Raw genomic sequence first — 18,509 nt, forward strand, 5'->3', positions numbered from 1 at the left:
ACCTCCGGATTGTTTTTATGGATAACAACTTAAATACGTCTTAGTGGTCGACATCATGCCCGGAAATGTCATAGGTTTGCCATGATTCCGGCGTCAAAATCCAAATTCCGTAAAAAACCGTAGTTATTTAGGCAATATACGGGTTTTTACCTATGCCAGTGCGTGGTAAAAACATCTATTGGTGTCGGTTTGGATGGAACCTGGTGTGCGCTGCTGCTTTTTAAGCGGCCCTGTGCCCGAAAAGAAAAACGGAGCCACACGCCTACCCCCCGGTAGGGAAGACCAGACCTCCCCACACATTCACAGCCGTGCCGGTGCCGAAGGACAGTCGGCGTGACCGGTCACGCACAGCTGTGACAATCATTCGTGTTCAAGTGACGGAAATCAGGACTTTCTCATGCGCACCGCGTCCCGCTTTGCCATTGTTATCGTAGCTCTCCTGGTCGTGCTCGGCGGCATCTTCGGCTATACCTTCTATCGCTTCGGCCAGATGCAGAAGCAGTTCTCACAGCCGCAGCCGCCGGCCACGATTGAAGCCACCACCGCCAAAAGCACCACCTGGGTCCAGTCCATCAAGGCGGTGGGCAGCGTAACCGCCGTGAACGGCATTGAAGTCGCCAACGAAGTGGCCGGCGTCATCAAGGAGCTGCGCTTCGAGTCCGGCGACCGCGTGGAAAAAGGCGATGTGCTGCTGACCATGGACAGCGCCACCGACGAGGCGGCCCTGCGCACCACCCGCGCCGAAGCCAAGCTCGCCGAGCAGCAGTTCAAGCGGACCGCCAACCTGCTGCCCAAGAAGGCCATTTCCCAGGCCGAGTACGACGAGGCCCAAGCCAACCTGGAAGCCGCCAACGCCCGTGTGAAGGAATCCGAGGCCACGCTTGAGAAGAAGGTCATCAAAGCGCCGTTTGCCGGCTCCCTGGGCCTGCGCCTGGTGGACCAGGGCCAGTACCTGGGCGTGGGCACGCCGATTGTCGAGATCAACATGCTCGATCCCATCTATGTGGACTACACCATCTCCGAGAAGGATCTGGCCAACGTCGACGTCGGTTATGACGTAGAGGCCACCGTGGCCGCGCTGCCGGGTGAAACGTTCAAGGGCAAAGTCAGCGCCATCAACAGCTCGATCAGCCCCGAGACCCGGACCGTGCGCGTGCGCGCCACCCTGCGCAACCCGGATCGCGAGCTGCGCCCGGGCATGTTCGCCACCGTTCAGACAGTCCGGCCGGCCGAACGCGACGTGGTGACCCTGCCGCGCACGGCCATTTCCTTTAACACCTACGGCGATTTCGTCTACGTGCTGAAGAAGAACGACGACGGCCAACTGGTCACTGAACGCCGCAGCGTCGAAACCGGCGCCACACGCGATGGCCGGGTTGAGGTCACGAAGAATCTTGAAGCCGGTGAGCGGGTCGTCGCAACCGCCCTGCTGCGCCTGCGGGCCGGCCAGGCGGTCGAGATCACCAAGGACGACGACGCCCCGGCCAAGGATGGAACCAGTGGCGAGGAGGCCAGCAACTGATGCGCTTCACGGACATATTCGTTAACCGGCCGGTACTGGCGACCGTCGTCAGTCTGCTGATCCTGCTGCTGGGGGTCCGTAGTGCCATGGAAATGGAGGTGCGGGAGTATCCGTTGCTGGAAAGCACGACGGTCACCGTCACCACCAGTTATCCGGGCGCCAGTTCCGACCTGGTCAAGGGCTTTATCACCACGCCGCTGCAACAGGCCATCGCCGAAGCCAGCGGTATCGACTACCTGACCTCCACCAGCTCCCAGGGCACCTCCACCATCGAGGCCCACATGGAGCTGAACTACGACGCCAACGCAGCGCTGGCCGAAATCCAGGCCAAGGTGGCCAGTCAGCGCAACGTGCTGCCAGCGGACGCCCAGGACCCGGTCATCACATCCGAGACCGGCGACAGCACGGCGTTGATGTACATCGCCTTCTACAGCGACACCATGGACGTGCCGAAGATCACCGACTACCTGACCCGTGTGGTCCAGCCCAAGCTGCAAGCCCTGCCCGGTGTGGGTAAAGCGGAATTGCTGGGCCGGACATTCGCGCTGCGGGTCTGGCTGGATCCGGAACGCCTGGCCGCCGTCGATATGACCCCGTCCGACGTGGTGCAGATCCTGTTGAAGAACAACTATCAGGCGGCGGTCGGCAACACCAAGGGCGACCTGGTGCAAATCAGCCTGACCAGCGACACCGATATTGGCAGCGCCGAACAGTTCAAGAATCTGGTCATCAAGGAAGACAAGGGCACGCTGATCCGTCTGGGCGACATCGCCCGGGTCGAACTGGGCTCGCAGAGCTACGAGAACCTGGCGCTGTACAAGGGCAAGCCGTCCACCTATGTCGCGATCAATCTGTCGCCGGGCGCCAACCCGCTGACCGTTGCCGGACTGGTCAAAGACGCCCTGCCGGATATCGAGGCCCAGCTGCCGGAAGAGCTGAAGGTGGAGCTGCCGTACGACGCGTCCGAGTTCATCGACGACTCCATCAAGGAAGTGATCCAGACCCTCTGGGAAGCGGTCCTGATCGTGCTGGTGGTGGTCTTCCTCTGCCTGGGGTCACTGCGTGCAGCCATTATCCCGTCGGTAGCGGTGCCGCTTTCGATCATCGGTGGCGCCTTTGTGATGCTGTCGCTGGGTTACTCCCTGAATTTGCTCACCCTGCTGTCGATGGTGCTGGCCATCGGTCTGGTGGTGGATGACGCCATCATCGTGGTGGAGAACGTGCACCGGCATATCGAGGAGGGCGAATCCAAGTTCGACGCGGCGCTCAACGGCGCGCGGGAAATGGCGACGCCGATTATCGCCATGACCACAACGCTGGTGGCGGTCTACGCGCCGATTGGCTTTATGGGCGGTCTGGTGGGCTCGCTGTTCACCGAATTCGCCTTTACGCTGGCCGGCACCGTCGTGATTTCGGGCATCGTGGCGCTGACCCTGTCGCCGATGCTCTCGGGCAAGGTACTCAAGCCCCACGGTAATCCGACCAGGTTCGAAACCAAGGTCGAGAACTTCTTCAACGGGCTGGCCAACGGCTACCAGCGCGCCTTGTCCTCCAGCCTGGAGACCAAGTCCGTCACCATCTTCTTTGCGGTGATCGTGCTGCTGTCGATCGGAGGCATGGTGAAGCTGAGCCAGAGCGAGCTGGCGCCCAGTGAAGACCAGGGCATCCTGCTGTTCCAGGGCACGGCGCCGCAAACCGCGACGCTGGATTACCTGCAGAAGTACGGCGATGAGATGCAGGATGCCTTTGAAAAGCTACCCGGTTACGACGAGACCTTCATGCTGCTGGGGATCACCAGCCCCAACGCCGTATTCGGCGGCTTCAAGATGAAGCCCTGGAGTGAGCGGGATGTTTCCCAATTCGAGGTCCAGCCGATCCTGCAGAAGGAAATCTCCAAGATTACCGGCCTGCAGACGGCGGTGTTCCCGATTCCGTCCCTGCCCGGCTCCAGCGGCGGCCTGCCGTTCCAGTTCGTCATCACCACCGGTAAGAGCTATGAAGAGCTCAACAACGTGGCCGACGACCTGCTGGCCAAGGGCATGCAGAGCGGCAAGTTCATGTTCCTGCAGAAGTCGATCCAGTTCGACCGGCCGGTCACCACCATCAAGGTGGATCGCGACCGGGTCGCTGATCTGGGCCTGTCGATGCAGGATGTGGGGCAAGCCATGTCGAGCATGCTGGGTGGTGGCTACATCAACCGCTTCAATATGGAAGGTCGTTCCTATCAGGTCATTCCGCAGGTGGAGCGCAGCGCCCGCAAGAACGTGGAAGACCTGAACGACTACTACATCCGTGCCGACTCGGGCGAACTGGTGCCTCTGAGCAGCGTGATCAGCTTCAGCAAGTCGGTGGAACCGTCCCAGCGGACGCAGTTCAACCAGCAGAACTCCCTGACGATCCAGGGGATCCCGCTGGTGCCGCAGGGCGACGCCATCAATTTCATGAAGCAGACCGCCAACGAGGTGTTCCCGCAGGGCTTCACCTTCGACTTCAAGGGGGACTCTCGCCAGTACGTGCAGCAAGGCAGCGCCCTGGCGGTGACCTTCTTCCTGTCACTGCTGGTGATCTACCTGGTTCTGGCAGCCCAGTTCGAGAGTTGGCGTGACCCGTTCATCATCCTGGTGTCGGTGCCGATGTCCATCGCCGGGGCCATGGCGTTCATGGTGCTGGGCTTCACCACCATGAACATCTACACCCAGGTGGGCCTGATCACGCTGATCGGGGTGGTGTCGAAAAACGGGATACTGATCGTCGAGTTCGCCAACCTGTTGCAGCATGACAAGGGGCTGAACAAGCTGGAGGCCGTGATTGAGGCTGCGGCTATCCGACTGCGTCCGATCATCATGACGTCCCTGGCGCTGATCGTGGCCATGGTGCCGCTGCTGATCGCGGTCGGCCCCGGTGCCCAGAGCCGTTTCGCCATCGGCCTGACCATCGCCACGGGTCTGGGCATCGGCACGCTGTTCACGCTGTTCGTGCTGCCGGCGTTCTACGTCCTGCTGGCGAAGGACCACAACGCCGATCAGGATGAGGCGGCCAAGGCCCATGCCGAGCCGTCTGAATCCCACTGATTGGTTGTGGTGAGCATGATAAGGGGCCCTTCAAGGGCCCCTTTTTTTATTGCGTATGTCCTGAGCAGACCTTGGGAGCCTGAAACCAACGGCTGCCATCGCTTCCGTCGCCTAAGAGGGCCGTCCATGGCCGCTTAGGCGACGAGGACATCCTGCCCTCTGCTCCAGCGATAGCAGCCATTGGTTTCGATCTGGCCTTGTGCAGGACGCCACTGAAGTACAGAACGGGTTGGGAGGTGGGTAAGAATGGTGGGCGCCTGGCGGCGCCTCAGAAGCTGAAGCATCTGCTACACCCTCGAGTCGGCTGGGCCATGTAGCCGACGCTTCAGCTTCGGTGGGCCCATCAGGGCCCTAAAAAGATTTGACGACGGCCTCAAAAACTCGCCGTCGCGGTCACCGACGATCCGGCGCTTTGGCCGGCCAGTGTGTTGTTACTGCCACTCTGCCAGACCTGATCCTGCGACGGATCGCTTTCGTCCCGTTTGAGGCATTTCCACTCGACATCGGTCTGCGCCGGAATACCCACGTCGCCCGCCCAGGTCGGGTAGTTATCCGCAGACAGGATCACTGCCGAGGCCGGATCCCAGTTGCCCAGTTCGGCGATATTGCCGGTCACGTAGACACTCTGGCCCAGCGTCGTCGTTCCGTTCTGGCACTGGAAGGTCACCGTCACGTCCGTACTGCCACCACTACCGGAGCCGGTGTCCGAACCGGAGTCAGAGCCATCACACGCGGCTCCGGTATGCAGCGCCGCCGCTTCCATGCCAGGCACGTCCAGAGTCACCTGACCTCCGGATACGGTCACGCAAGCGTTGTCGCCGGCCACGTTGTGGTAGCTGCCGTCCGGCATGTTGGTGGTGAAGGTGCGGCTCAGGTCACTGCTCTCACGGTTGATCACAACGAAACCAACGCTGCCCCGGCCGAAGGCGATCTGGTTGTTGCCGTTGTCCCACCAGTGGTTGACGCCGGTGCCGTCGGTCTCGTTACGGAAGGCCACCATGTTGGCGATCGACGACCAGCGGTGTTCGCAGATCCAGTCGCTGCCGCACTGGGCCTCGCCGTTCTGGTAGACGCTGCTGGACGGCGGCCCCTGGTCGCTGTCGGAGAAGGCGTAGCTGGACATCACTTTGGGATAGCCATACGGCCAGGCCAGCATGAACACGTTGGCCAGGTTGTAGAGCGCACCGTCCTTGTAAGTCAGCACGTTGCTGCCCCCGGCGCCGTGGCCGCGCTGGTTGTCGTGGTTGTCGGTGAACACCACGGCATTCTGGCTGCCGATAAAGCCCCAGTCCTCGCCAAAGTTGCTCAGGTAGGACAGCTGCTGGTTCTTGAACACGTCGCCGATGTTGGCGCTGTACTTGAACTCGGTGACGTCGCCCTGGCCGGTGTATTCCGACGAGCTGATCGCCTCGCCCCCCAGGTCGATGACTTCCTGGAAGGTGTAGATGTTGCCGTTGAGCCGACCCAGGATACCGCTGATGTCCCCCGGTGCCATATGCTTGGCAGCGTCCACGCGAATGCCCTTCACCCCGAGGTTGATCATGTTGTTGATGTAGTCCGCGACCGTCTGCTGGACATAGTTGGCGCCGGTATTTAGGTCCGGCAGCCCCACCAGCTGGCAGTTGCGCACCCGCCAGGCGTCACTGCTGTAGTCGCCGCTGTTGATGGTGCAGGTGGAGTGGAAGTCGTTGCTGCTGTATATCGGATAGGTCTCGCTGCCGCTGTCGTAAGACGAGCCTGCGGTGCCGGTCCCGCTGCCGTTCGCCATGTGGTTGAATACGGCATCGGCGTAGATATCCACACCCACGGCGTTGCAGCGTGACACCATATTGGCAAAGGCGGCCGCGTCGCCGCTGCGGCTGTTGAGCTGGTAGCTCACCGGCTGGTAGCGGGTCCACCACTGGCTGCCCTGGATATGCTCCTGAGGCGGCGACACCTGAACGGCCGAATACCCCTTGGGCCCGAGGAAGTTCTCACACTCCTGGGCCACATCGTCCCAGGACCATTCGAACAGCTGCACAAAGACCCCGGCATGGGCCTGTGAAGCCGATCCCAACAGAAGAAGAGCGGCGGCCAGCCATGGCAGCCGTTGCTTGACGTGTTTCATTGTTAGCTCCTTTCGCCTCCCATTCCGGAGACGCTTCTTGTATTTGTTTTGGAAGACGACATCCCTCGGCCAGCCCAATGGACAAACCGCTGCGAATGTCAGGAGTCACTGTGCGCCGGTCAATAATCCACCAACAACATCCACCGGTGGCGGATTCAGGGCGTAGCAATGGGGAGGACAGAGATCGATCGAAGGGGTAATGATTAGAAAAGCGACAGGTTTCAGGGGCGACGATACCCCGGCGCCGGCAATGCCAGTACCGGGGTATTGGTGTGCGGCCTTAAGCCTCTTCTTTTTCTTTCAGCTTGTCCAGGCCAAGTGTGGACAGGGTGCGGCTGCGAACGGTGTTCAGCAGTTCGGCATTGTCCACCAGGGACTGTCCGTAGGACGGGATCAGCTCGCGGATCCGTGCCTGCCATTCCGGCGTCTTGAGACGATCGCTGAAGCAGCGTTCCAGGACGTCCACCATGGCGTTCACCGCCGTAGACGCACCCGGGGAAGCGCCCAACAGGGCTGCCAGGGAGCCGTCTTTGGCCGCCACGATCTCGGTGCCGAATTCCAGTTTGCCGCGACCATCGTCGGATTTCTTGATGATCTGAACCCGCTGGCCGGCGGTCTGCAGTTTCCAGTTCTGTTCCTGCGCATCCGGGAAGAAGTTACGCAGGGATTCGATCCGGGCGGTGTGAGACTGGAACACTTCCTTGATCAGGTAACGGGTCAGGTCCATGTTGCCCTTACCCACCTGCATCATGGGGACGATGTTGCCACCGCGAACCGACGAAAACAGGTCAAACACCGAGCCCTGCTTGAGGAACTTGGTGGTGAACCCGGCAAACGGCCCGAACAGCAGGGCCGGCTCGCCATTGATGATGCGGGTATCCAGGTGCGGCACGGACATCGGGGGCGCGCCCATCGGCGCCTTGCCGTAGACCTTGGCGTGGTGACGCTTGACCACATCCGGCTTCTGGCAGACCAGCCACTGGCCGCTGACCGGGAAACCGCCGTAACCCTTGCTCTCTTCGATCTCGGATTTCTGCAGCAGCGGCAGCGCACCGCCACCGGCCCCCAGGAACACGAAACCGGCCTCGATCTTCTTGGTCTCGCCGGTGTTTTCGTCCTTCAGACGAACCTTCCAGCGGCCGTTGTCGCGCTGGGCCAGCGTCTTCACCGGATGATTCAGCAACAGCTCGAAGTTGGGCTGATCCTTCAGGAAATCGACCATACTCCGGGTCAGGGACCCGAAATCCACGTCGGAGCCATGCTTGACCCGGGTTGCCGCAACCGGCTGGTTGGGGTCGCGGTTGCTCATGATCAGTGGCATCCACTCACGCAAGGTGTCGGTGGACTCGGTGAACTCCATCTCCCGGAACAGGTGATGGTTACTGAGCTTCTCATGCCGCTTGCGCAGGAAAGCCACGTCCTTCTCACCCCAGACAAAACTCTCGTGCGGAGTGGGGTTGATGAACTTGGAGGGCTCCGGAAGGATGTTCTTTTCGACGAGGTACGACCAGAACTGGAGTGACAGTTCGAACGACGCGTTGATGTTCAGCGCCCGTTCAATCTGCACGTCGCCGTCATCGGTTTCCGGCGTGTAGTTGAGTTCACAGTAACCGGCGTGGCCGGTACCCGCATTGTTCCATCCGTCGGTGCTTTCATGGGCCACGTGATCGAGACGTTCGACCATGACGATGTCCAGGGACGGATCAAGCTGCCTGAGCATCATGCCGAGAGTGGCGCTCATGACGCCACCACCGACCAGCACGACATCTGCCTGTCTTGCAGTCATTAGCTTGCTACCTTCAATCTGAGGTGATCGAAAATGTTACATAATTATTTTGAGGCGCCAATTATCCGTATTTTTGACGCAAGATGAAATTGCTTATAGCAATGGGTACGAAATTCGCATGACCAAAGCAATCATTCCGGTAGCTTATCAAATGCCATCCGAGTAGAATCGCCGGCTTCGCCGAGCTATCTGCCCCGAACAAGAACAGAATTCGGCACTCCCCTTACACACCATTATTCCTGTTAAACAGCCTGCGGATGGTTTGTCCTTTATGCATTGGTTGGAATTTGTCCTGATCAGCTTCGCCATTTTGGCGCTTCTCGGCGTGATCTTTGAAGAGGTCACCCACGTTAACAAAGCCAAGGTCACCCTGTTTTTCGGCACCCTGTCCTGGCTCATGCTCTTCCTCTTCAGTCCGTCGGAAAGCCACACCGAATCGGTCGGCGAAGGACTGGCGGAGAGCATATCCGAAATCGCCAGCCTGTGGCTCTTCCTCGTGGCCGCCATGACCTTTGTGGCCTATTTGAACAAGAAAGGCATGATCGAAAACCTGATCTATCTGATCATGCCCAAGCGCATCAAGGAGAATCATCTTCTCCTGCTGACCGGGCTGTTCTGCTTCATCTTCTCGTCCCTGGCGGACAACATTACAGCCACCCTGGTGTCCTGCGCCCTGATCCTGTCCCTGCATCTGGACCGGAAAAAGCAGGTCCGGTTCGTCACCCTGGTGGTCTTCGCGGTCAACTCCGGCGGCGTGTCGCTGATCACGGGCGACGTCACGACGCTGATGATCTTCCTGGCCCACAAGGTCGAAATCCTGACGCTGCTGGCCCTGGCCGTGCCGGCCGCTTTCGGCGTCTTCCTGCTGGCCCTGCTGCTGTCCCGGGGCATGCACGAAGAGGTGGTGCTGGTTCACGAACGCAATGATGTGCGCCGTGTGGACGTCATCATTGCCGTGCTGTTCCTGTCCACGATCATTGCCACCATCGCCTGCAACGTGCTGTTCCAGGTGCCGCCGGTGCTGATGTTCCTGTTCGGGCTGTCGGTCATGTTCCTCACGTCCCGTTTCCTGAGTACGGATTCCGACCTGGACCCGATTATCGAATACGTGCGCACCATCGAGTTCGATACCCTGTTCTTCTTCCTGGGGATCCTGCTGATCGTTGGCATGCTCAAGGAAATCGCGGCACTGGGCAGCTTCGTCGAGGTTTACCATGTGCTGCCGCCGATCGCCGCCAACTACTTCATGGGCATCTTCTCGTCACTGATCGACAACGTGCCGCTGACCGCCGCACTGCTCAAGGCGGGGATCGACATGACGCCGGGTGAGTGGCTGGGATTGACCTATTCGGTGGGTGTGGGCGGTTCCCTGCTGGTGATCGGTTCCGCGGCGGGTATTGTCGCCATGAGCAAGATCCCGGGCCTGACCTTTGCCAGCTACCTGCGCTACAGCCTGTTCCTGCTGGTCGCCTACACCATTGGCTACGGTGGGGTTTACCTGCTCGGCCTGTTCCTGCACTGACGCCGGGCCGGGCGTCAGGCCCAGCCTCGCTCCCGCTCGATCCGCCGCCGGACTTCCGCCATCAGCTCGGGCAACTGCTCGCGGCTGTATTGGCGGCTGTCCAGCGGCTCGCCCACGCAGAAATCCACCTGCTGACCCAGGTTGATGTGCCAGGTGCGCGCCGGCAGCACGCGCTCATTGCCACGAATTCCCACCGGCACGATGATCGCCTGGGTATCCAGGGCCAGGTGAAAACAGCCTTTCTTGAAACGACCCAGTTCGCCATCCGGGGAACGCGTGCCTTCCGGCGCAGCCCACAGCACAATCCCGCTCTCCATCATGGCCCTGGCCCGCTCCAGGTCCGCCAGGGCGCGGTCATGGTTGGAGCGATCGACGGACGGGAATTCCGCCGCCCGCATCGCTGGCCCCAGCAGGGGAATGCCGAACATTTCTTTCTTGGCCAGCATGCGGATCGAACCCGGCAGGGCCACGAAGCTCAGCGGAATATCGTAGTGGCTGGCGTGGCTGCAGAGGATGATGTAGCGGCGGCCGTCCTCGAAATCCGGAATCTCGCCCCGCACCCGCAGGTTGACCCGCACCAGTCTCAACAACAACGCTGACCAGTCGCGGCAATAGCGGTCCACCTTCTCCCGTGTCAGGCGCCCGGTGAGCGACCGCAGCAGGACCAGGGACGAATACAGCGCGGTCACACCGACCGAACCGACCACCACCCCGATGCGTCGCATCAGCGTGGCGGATTCGGCAATGGGATTAACGGTCAGGCGGATCATCGGCCGGGATACCTCACTTTCACGAACGTCTGCCAGCGGCGCCCGCCGCTGTCGCAAGGGGCAACATATTAGTCCCTCAGCCAATAGCCGAATAGTCTAAAGGTCATCTTGATCACTTTTCGAACAGGGGCTAAAGACACAGTATGGCCCGTGCCCAGGGAGCTGTTGAGCCGGCCACTCGACATGGTGAGATCTGACAACGACAAGGAGAACGGCCATGGTCACCCTGAACCGGTTCAACAGCGATCTCCCCCGACTGACCCGACGCCAGATGCTGGCGGGTAGTGTCGGCACCCTGGCTGCCCTAGGACTGTCTGGCATCCCCCTGCGGGCCAGCGGCGACACAGCCCCGATTCCCGATTTTATCAAATGGAAGAAGACTGACGCGCTGATTATCCACAGTGAGAAAACGATGGAGACCCGGCGCGACGCCATCGACATGAGCGTCATCACGCCCAACAACATCTTGTTTGTCCGCAACAACCTGCCCACACCGTCGGAAAGCATCGTCGCCGACCCGGATGCCTGGGAGGTCAGTTTCAGTGGCGTCAACAACCCGCGCTCACTGACCGTCGGCGAACTCAAGCGGCTGGGTGTGGAAACCGTCGCCACCGTCCTGCAGTGCTCCGGCAACGGTCGTGCCTTCTTTCCGCATGGCGCCAGCGGCTCCCAGTGGAGCGTGGGTGCCGCCGGCTGCGTGCTCTGGACCGGCGTTCCCCTGCGGCAGGTGATCCAGGATCTGGGCGGTCCGGCGTCCGGCGCCCAGTACATCACCAGTACCGGCGGTGAGGAACTGCCCGCCGGCCTGGATGCCGACACCGTAAAAGTCGAAAGGTCCGTCCCGCTGAAAGCACTGGATGTGGCCCTGCTCGCCTGGGAACTGAATGGCGAGCCGCTGCCGCTGACCCACGGCGGACCGCTGCGCCTGGTGATTCCCGGCTACTACGGCGTCAATAACGTGAAATACGTGAAGCAGGTGGCTTTCACCGATGTGCAGTCCACCGCCAAGATCCAGGTTTCCAGCTACCGCATCCGCGATGTGGGTGAGAAAGGCAGCCCCGAACAGCCGTCGATGTGGGAAATGAACGTGAAATCGTGGATCACCGGACCGCTGGAACAGGCCAAGTCCGGGCCGCAGATCATCCACGGCGTGGCCTTCGGCGGAGCCAACGCGGTGAAAAGCGTGGAGGTGTCGCTGGACAATGGCAAGAACTGGCAGGCCGCGGAGTTCGTCGGCCCCGATCTGGGTCGCTATGCCTGGCGTCCCTTCATGATCGCGGCCGACCTGAAACCCGGCGAGTACCGCATCGTCAGCCGGGCGACCAGCGCCGAAGGCATCACCCAACCCCGGGAGCGGCGTGACAACGAGCGGGGTTACGGCCATAACGGCTGGGACGATCACGGCATCACGTTAACCGTCAGCTGATGGCCGCAACCATGACCGTCTGCAAGGGAGGGCCTGCTCGCTGGGTTTTGCTGGCGACCGCCCTCCTCCCGGGCACAGTCCTGGCCGACGGGGATTCCTCAACGCTGGGTCGGCGCGTGTTCACCGAGCTGGCCCAGCCCTCGTGCGGCCTGTGTCATACGTTGCAGGATGCGGGCACGACCGGTCAGATTGGTCCCAACCTGGATACCCTGAAACCCACGCCGGAACAGGTGGCCGCCGCCGTGCGCGGAGGTGTAGGCATTATGCCGGCGTTTGCGGAGAGTCTGTCGGAAGAGGAGATCAACGCGGTCGCCCGTTATGTGGCCGGGGTGACCGGTGGTGATTGAAGAGAAAAAAGCATCGTCCCTGATGCAGATGAGCTCCCTGCCACATTGGCTATCACCACAATGCAGTCGTTGCTGACTTCAATGTACGACGTCCACATGACAACCGGATGACAGCCAAAACGCATTTCAGGTATGCCATACTCGGGCCTCACCGCTTTCTGGAGCAAAACCATGGAATTGCTGCTGCTCGGCGCCACTGGCGCAGTGGGTCGGGAAGTCCTGGAACTGGCCCTCAACGACCCGTCCATCCCGACCGTGACGGCACCCACACGCCGCCCCCTGACGCCTCACGACAAACTGCACAACCCGGTGGTCGATTTCACCATGCCATTGCCCGCCGCCGGTTGGTGGAAAGCCGACGCCCTGCTCTGCTGCCTGGGCACCACGATCAGGAAGGCGGGCAGCCAGGCGGCCTTCCGCGCCGTGGACCACGACCTGATTCTGGAAGCCGCCCAGAAGGCCCACGATTACGGCACGCCGGTGATGGTGCTGAATTCCTCCCTGGGGGCCAACAGCGCCAGCCGCAACTTCTACCTACGCACCAAGGGCGAAACGGAAGACGACCTGCGCCGGATCGGTTTCCGGCGTCTGGCGCTGGTGCGCCCATCGCTGATCGACACGGACCGGGAAGAAGCCCGCTTCGGGGAAAAAGCCGGCCTGATCGCCAGCCGCCTGCTGCGCCCGATCATTCCGGCGCACTACCGCGCCGTGTCAGCGCGATCGATTGCGCGGACCATGCTGGATTCGGTGCTGGGCAGTGACGGGGTCCGGGTGATCGAGTCGGAGGAGATTCGGTAGGAAACGGCACAAACTTAAGCCGTAGGTTGGGCTGACGCAGGAAGCCCAACAATCCAGATCCGCCGGCCAACTTCTTCCCATTCAATGGGGAGGGAGGCCAGTGTCCACGAGAACGGAAATGCCCTGTGCCCGCTCATTTTGTTGGGCTTCCTGCGTCAGCCCAACCTACAACCGAAGGTGCCCCGGCGGGACACCCCGGAATCAGGTCGATCTCACTCGCCCTTCGGCACAAACGTCATCGCCACGGAATTGAGGCAATAACGCTGCCCGGTCGGCGGCGGGCCGTCCGGGAAGACGTGGCCCAGGTGGCTGTCGCAACGCGGGCAGCGGATTTCGGTGCGCATCATGCCGGCGCTGTGGTCTTCCAGGTAGCGGATGTGGTCCGGATCGAACGGGGCAAAAAAGCTCGGCCAGCCGGTGCCGGAATCAAACTTGTGTTCGGAGTTGAACAGCGGCAGATCGCACAGGCGACAGTGATAGACGCCGTCCTGCTTGTTATCCAGCAACGTGCCGCAGAAGGGATGCTCGGTCCCGTGGTCCAGCAGTACCTTGCGCTCTTCGTCGGAGAGGCCCGCGGCCAGTTTGTCGATGTCGTCCGGGTTCAGCGGGGTCAGGTCGTAACCTGCGTCGGATGTGGGCATGGCCAGGCTCCTTAAACGGAATCGTCGTTGTATTCGGGTTTCAGGCGGTCACCAAAGCGGTCGCGCAGTTTTTCCATCTTGGGCGCGGCGACCGCCATGATATACGGCTGAAAGGGATTACGCGCGGCAAAGTTCTGGTGGTACTCCTCGGCCGGGTAAAAGGCCTCCAGCGGCTCCAGGGTGGTCACCACCGGCGCATCATACACTCCGGCGGCATCCAGCTTGCGGATATAGGCCTCGGCCACCTGCTTCTCGGCGTCGGTCGCATAGAACACCGCCGACCGGTACTGGGTGCCTCGGTCGTTGCCCTGACGGTTGAGCTGGGTCGGGTCGTGGGCCACCGAGAAGAAAATCCGCAGCAACTCGCCAAAGCTGGTTTTCGCCGGGTCGTAGCGGATCTCGATCACCTCGGCGTGTCCGGTATTCCCGGTGCAGACCGCCTCGTAGTTGGCGGTTTCCGCAGCGCCTCCGGCATAGCCCGACGTGACGGCCTTGACGCCATCCACGGCGAGGTAGACCGCCTCGGTGCACCAGAAGCAACCACCGCCGAAGACCGCCCGCTGCTCACCGGCATCGGCCGGCAGCTCCAGATCGGTATCCGGTTCGGGAAACCGGCTGCGCGGGACGTTCATACCCGGCAGATCACAGGACTGACTCATGATTCCTCCTGACGCTCATTGGCGCATTACAATGCGTTGACCTTCTATTTTGTGGGCTAACGCGGGGATTTACCAATCGCGGAAGTCCCCCATTGTTGGCGGTTATGCCTGCGACATGTCGATCCCTTAACGGTTCCGCATTTACCCCCGGTGCCGCGCGCGCCATACTGAAACCTCTCCTGTGCGGTTCCAACCGTTCAGGAGCACGGCATATCCATCGCACGACACGAAAAAAGCGACGCAAGGAGCGGACAATGACCCGTGCGGCTCCGGAAACCAAACACCCGGACGATCTCCTGGAGTATCGCCTTTCCCTGCGGCTGGGACCGGTTCACGCCCGCCAGCGACTGGGGATCGAAAGGGAATTCGAATCGCGCCTGATCGACCGCAACGGCCATTTTTGCCACGTGGAAAAATGGTATTCCCTACACGGCCTGATTCGCGCCTGCCTGCGCATCAGCGGCATGCTGGAGCGTGCCGAGAACAACGCCCGGCGCATGCGCACCATCGATAACCGCTTCGTGATTCCGCACCTGCCTGCCGCGTTCGAAGGCTACCGCATCCTGCAACTGACCGACCTGCACGTGGACATGGACGACGCCATGCTGGAGGCCATCATCGAACACGTGGCGGACCTGGATTACGACCTGTGCGTGCTCACCGGCGATTACCGCAAGCTGACCTGGGGGCCGATCGAGGCCAGCCTGGACGGCATGCGCCGCCTGCGCCAGGTACTCAAGGGCACACCGGTCGGCGTGCTGGGCAATCATGACAGCATCCGCATGCTGCCGGCCCTGGAGGACATGGGTTATCAGATGCTGCTGAACGAATCCATGGCGATTGAACGGGGTGGCGCCAGGTTCTACCTGGCCGGTGTCGACGACGCCCACTTCTACAAGGTGCACAACCTGCAACGCGCCGCCGAAGACATTCCACCCGGCGAGGCCTCCCTGCTGCTCAGCCACACCCCGGAAATCTGGCGCGAAGCAGCCCACGCCGGCTATGACATGTTCCTCTGCGGCCATACCCACGGCGGCCAGATCTGCCTGCCCGGCGGGATTCCGGTGCTGCTGGATGCGGATTGCCCGCGCTCACTCGGCAAGGGCGCCTGGCGCCATGCGGATATGCAGGGCTACACCTCGTGTGGCGCCGGAACCTCGATGGTTCATGCCCGGCTGAACTGTCCGCCGGAGGTGAATATGCATACGTTGACGCGGGGGCCGGCCTAGCGGCTTTGGCAGCCTCGCCGGCTACTCCGAAGCTGAAGGGCACCGTAGGTTGGGCTGACGAAGGAAGCCCAACAATGTTGTAGAGATCCTAAATGCTCGGTGCCGGGCCAATGTTGGGCTTCCTGCGTCAGCCCAACCTACATCCGGACAACGGACGCATCGGGGGAGGATCGCGCCAACGGCACCGCCTCCCTAGCCGATCAATACGGCCGCCGCCGAATCCCCAACCGGTACAACAACGGCGAAAACACCATATCCGCCAGCATGAACAGCAACACGGTCACCACCGTCACCTCCCAGCCGTAGTCCAGCCAGAAGGCCCCGAACACCACCGGCAGGATCGCTTCCGGCAACTGGTCGAGCCCGATGGCCTGGGCGCTGGACCGTAAATGACGGCGGCGTTTGATGAAGCTGCTGATCATGTCGCCGGTCAGGGCCAAAAAGCCGAACAGTGCGCCGAACTTGCCGCCCAGATCCAGCAACAGGCTGACAATGGTGGTGGCGACGACGCCGATGATCAGCCCCCGCCAGGTCTTGCTGTCCCCCAGCAAGCGCTCGCCGTCGCGCCAGAGCCGACCACCATCGATCGGCTGGTCGCCATGAGCGCCCAGCAGCAACTGCCCCAACACCGGGGAGCCGTTGGCCGCCGTCAGCAATAACAGCAGCTGGAGGACCAGTACAGCGGCGTCAGTCAGCTTTCCAGGCCTCCGCGAGTCAGTTTCAACGGATCAAGGATGCCTTCCAACTGTTCCCGGGACAGGTCGGTCTTCTCTTCCGCCACATCCAGGATGGAGCGACCGCTGGCGTAGGCTTCCTTGGCGATTTCGGCGGCCCGGCTGTAGCCGATTTCCGGATTCAGGGCGGTCACCAGCACCGGATTCTTGCCGACAGCCTCGGCCAGATGCCCGGTATTGGCCGTAAAGCCGCTAATGGCCTTATCCGCCAGCACCCGGGCGCTGTTGCTGATCAGGTGAATCATGTCCACCAGGTTGGCCCCAACCAGCGGCAGCATCACGTTGAGCTGGAAGTTGCCGGACTGGCCGGCCGTGGCAATGGTGCTGTCCAGCCCCATCACCTGCGCGGCGACCATGGCCGTGGATTCGGGAATCACCGGATTCACTTTGCCCGGCATGATGCTGCTGCCCGGCTGCAGAGCCGGCAGACTGATCTCCGCCAGCCCATGAATCGGCCCGCTGTTCATCCAGCGCAGGTCGTTGGCCATCTTCATCAGGACTACCGCGGCCCCACGCAACTGGGCGGAGAAATTCACCGGCGCATCCACCGCGCTCTGGGCAACGAACTTGTGCTCGAGAGACGTGAAGTGGAACCCGGTCTGCTCGTTCAGCGCGCCAATAAACCGGTCGGCAAACTGGCTGTGAGCATTGACGCCAGTGCCCACGGCGGTACCGCCCTGGGGCAGCGCCAGCAGCTCATCCCGCGCCCATTCGATCCGCTTTTCCACCGCGTGCAGCTGTTCCCGCCAGGTCTGCAGTTCCTGGCCCAGCGTCACCGGCATGGCGTCCATCAGGTGCGTGCGGCCGGTCTTCACGGTCTGTTTGAATTCGGATTCGCGTTCGTAGATGACACCCTGCAAATGCGACAGGGCCGGCAGCAGCGTGGATTCTGCCAAACTCACGGCACTCACATGAATGGCCGTGGGAATCACGTCGTTGGAACTCTGGCTCATATTGACGTGATCGTTGGGGTGGATCTCGCCACCATCCGCCTTGCACAGATGGGCGATCACCTCGTTGACGTTCATGTTGGTGCTGGTGCCGGAGCCGGTCTGGTAGACATCGATCGGGAACTGGTCCCGGTGCTCACCGGCCAGCAGGGTGTCGCAGGCCTTGAGGATGGCGTCCCGGCGCCGGTCTTCCAGCAGGCCGAGCCGGCTGTTGGCTTCCGCCGCGGCGCGCTTGATGCGAACCACCGCTTCGATAAAGGCCGGCGGCATCGTGCGCCCGCTGACCGGAAAGTTATCCACAGCCCGCTGGGTCTGGGCGCCCCACAGGGCCTCACTGGGGACCTTCACCTCACCCAGGCTGTCCTTTTCGATACGGAATTCACTCATGGCAGCCTCCTTTCGCTGGAATGGAGCCGGATGGCAACGATCGCCCCGCTCTTCACTGTCCACGACGCCGTGGATCAGCCTCTACCTCCTGTCCTTGTTGCAAAAACCTGCGGTTTCAAGCCCCTGCGACCCGGGAAAAGAGGTCTGAGCCACACAAGCCGGCCAGCCCGTTCCATAGCATGCGGTCGCCTTAGCGCCACATCAGCCCTCCGGGCTGTGCTTCAGCCGAACATGGTCACAGACACCGGTCACCTGGGAAAAGTTCAGGATCAGGGTGTGTACCGTGTTGGTGTAGGTATCGTGCAGATGGAACTTGAAGCGCTTCTGGGGTTCGCCCTGGAGAAAGGCGTCGTATTCCTTGACCAGTTCCCGCACATCGCCGCCGGAATCCTTGGACCAAGTGGCGTTGAATGGCCCCAGGATAGCCCCGCCGGCCAGGCAGACGGTCACTTCATGGTTGGTCAGAGCACTGTCGGAGCTTTGCATGGACACCTCCTCGCTGTTGGCATTCAGTCGGAAGCCGCCGATCGCGGTCTTATTCCAGAAGTGTAGACAGGAAT

At 61.5% G+C, this 18,509-nt stretch carries 15 protein-coding genes; 7 read left to right on the top strand and 8 right to left on the bottom strand.

Going from position 1 to position 18,509, the window contains the following annotated elements; genetic code table 11:
- Positions 1-397 precede the first annotated feature (397 nt).
- Both EB809_RS17600 and EB809_RS17605 read left to right on the top strand, forming a co-directional pair.
- Positions 398-1,522, top strand: a complete 1,125-nt coding sequence (locus EB809_RS17600; protein WP_123636153.1) for an efflux RND transporter periplasmic adaptor subunit — start codon at positions 398-400, stop codon at positions 1,520-1,522.
- Positions 1,522-4,593 carry an efflux RND transporter permease subunit gene (locus tag EB809_RS17605; RefSeq protein ID WP_123636154.1) on the top strand — a complete coding sequence of 1,024 codons (3,072 nt, stop codon included), beginning with the start codon at positions 1,522-1,524 and terminating at the stop codon, positions 4,591-4,593. Before EB809_RS17600 ends, EB809_RS17605 begins: the two co-directional genes overlap by 1 nt.
- A 373-nt stretch (positions 4,594-4,966) precedes the next feature.
- On the opposite strand, the gene EB809_RS17610 is transcribed toward EB809_RS17605, so the two are convergent.
- Positions 4,967-6,700, bottom strand: coding sequence for a carbohydrate-binding module family 20 domain-containing protein (locus EB809_RS17610; RefSeq protein ID WP_123636155.1), 1,734 nt, complete (start codon positions 6,698-6,700; stop codon positions 4,967-4,969).
- 280 nt (positions 6,701-6,980) lie between these two features.
- Positions 6,981-8,486: a malate dehydrogenase (quinone) gene (gene mqo, locus EB809_RS17615; protein ID WP_123636156.1), complete on the bottom strand. Its 1,506-nt coding sequence runs from the start codon at positions 8,484-8,486 to the stop codon at positions 6,981-6,983.
- 271 nt (positions 8,487-8,757) lie between these two features.
- Between mqo and nhaD the strand changes: the two genes are divergently transcribed.
- Positions 8,758-10,008 (top strand): sodium:proton antiporter NhaD, encoded by a 1,251-nt coding sequence (nhaD, locus tag EB809_RS17620; RefSeq protein ID WP_123636157.1) that lies wholly within the window; start codon positions 8,758-8,760, stop codon positions 10,006-10,008.
- Between the two features lie 14 nt (positions 10,009-10,022).
- Here the strand turns inward: nhaD and EB809_RS17625 are convergent, their stop codons facing one another.
- Positions 10,023-10,778 (bottom strand): lysophospholipid acyltransferase family protein, encoded by a 756-nt coding sequence (locus tag EB809_RS17625; RefSeq protein ID WP_123636158.1) that lies wholly within the window; start codon positions 10,776-10,778, stop codon positions 10,023-10,025.
- A 217-nt stretch (positions 10,779-10,995) separates the two neighbouring features.
- On the opposite strand from EB809_RS17625, the gene EB809_RS17630 reads away from it, so the two are divergent.
- From EB809_RS17630 to EB809_RS17640, 3 genes are all read left to right on the top strand, one after another.
- Positions 10,996-12,204 carry a sulfite oxidase gene (locus EB809_RS17630; RefSeq protein ID WP_123636159.1) on the top strand — a complete coding sequence of 403 codons (1,209 nt, stop codon included), beginning with the start codon at positions 10,996-10,998 and terminating at the stop codon, positions 12,202-12,204.
- Between the two features lie 11 nt (positions 12,205-12,215).
- The gene (locus EB809_RS17635; protein WP_123636160.1) at positions 12,216-12,551 is read left to right on the top strand and encodes a c-type cytochrome; all 336 of its coding nucleotides are present in this window, start codon (positions 12,216-12,218) and stop codon (positions 12,549-12,551) included.
- Positions 12,552-12,722: 171 nt separating this feature from the next.
- Positions 12,723-13,349 (top strand): NAD-dependent dehydratase, encoded by a 627-nt coding sequence (locus EB809_RS17640; protein WP_123636161.1) that lies wholly within the window; start codon positions 12,723-12,725, stop codon positions 13,347-13,349.
- Positions 13,350-13,561: 212 nt separating this feature from the next.
- On the opposite strand, the gene msrB is transcribed toward EB809_RS17640, so the two are convergent.
- Complete coding sequence (msrB, locus tag EB809_RS17645; RefSeq protein ID WP_123636162.1) at positions 13,562-13,990, bottom strand: peptide-methionine (R)-S-oxide reductase MsrB; 429 nt, start codon at positions 13,988-13,990, stop codon at positions 13,562-13,564.
- Between the two features lie 11 nt (positions 13,991-14,001).
- Complete coding sequence (gene msrA / locus EB809_RS17650; protein WP_123636163.1) at positions 14,002-14,649, bottom strand: peptide-methionine (S)-S-oxide reductase MsrA; 648 nt, start codon at positions 14,647-14,649, stop codon at positions 14,002-14,004.
- Between the two features lie 254 nt (positions 14,650-14,903).
- Here msrA and EB809_RS17655 point away from each other — a divergent pair, with 254 nt between their 5' ends.
- Complete coding sequence (locus EB809_RS17655) at positions 14,904-15,878, top strand: metallophosphoesterase (RefSeq protein ID WP_123636164.1); 975 nt, start codon at positions 14,904-14,906, stop codon at positions 15,876-15,878.
- Between the two features lie 200 nt (positions 15,879-16,078).
- Here EB809_RS17655 and EB809_RS17660 read toward each other — a convergent pair whose 3' ends face one another.
- From EB809_RS17660 to EB809_RS17670, 3 genes are all read right to left on the bottom strand, one after another.
- Positions 16,079-16,534: a CDP-archaeol synthase gene (locus EB809_RS17660; protein ID WP_123636165.1), complete on the bottom strand. Its 456-nt coding sequence runs from the start codon at positions 16,532-16,534 to the stop codon at positions 16,079-16,081.
- 35 nt (positions 16,535-16,569) lie between these two features.
- Complete coding sequence (locus EB809_RS17665) at positions 16,570-17,949, bottom strand: class II fumarate hydratase (RefSeq protein ID WP_123636166.1); 1,380 nt, start codon at positions 17,947-17,949, stop codon at positions 16,570-16,572.
- 201 nt (positions 17,950-18,150) lie between these two features.
- Entirely contained in the window at positions 18,151-18,435 is a 285-nt protein-coding gene (locus tag EB809_RS17670) for a hypothetical protein (RefSeq protein WP_123636167.1), read from the bottom strand.
- Positions 18,436-18,509 lie beyond the last annotated feature (74 nt).

The sequence above is a fragment of the Marinobacter sp. R17 genome, from assembly GCF_003789045.1.
In the GTDB taxonomy this organism is placed as follows: domain Bacteria; phylum Pseudomonadota; class Gammaproteobacteria; order Pseudomonadales; family Oleiphilaceae; genus Marinobacter_A; species Marinobacter_A mangrovi.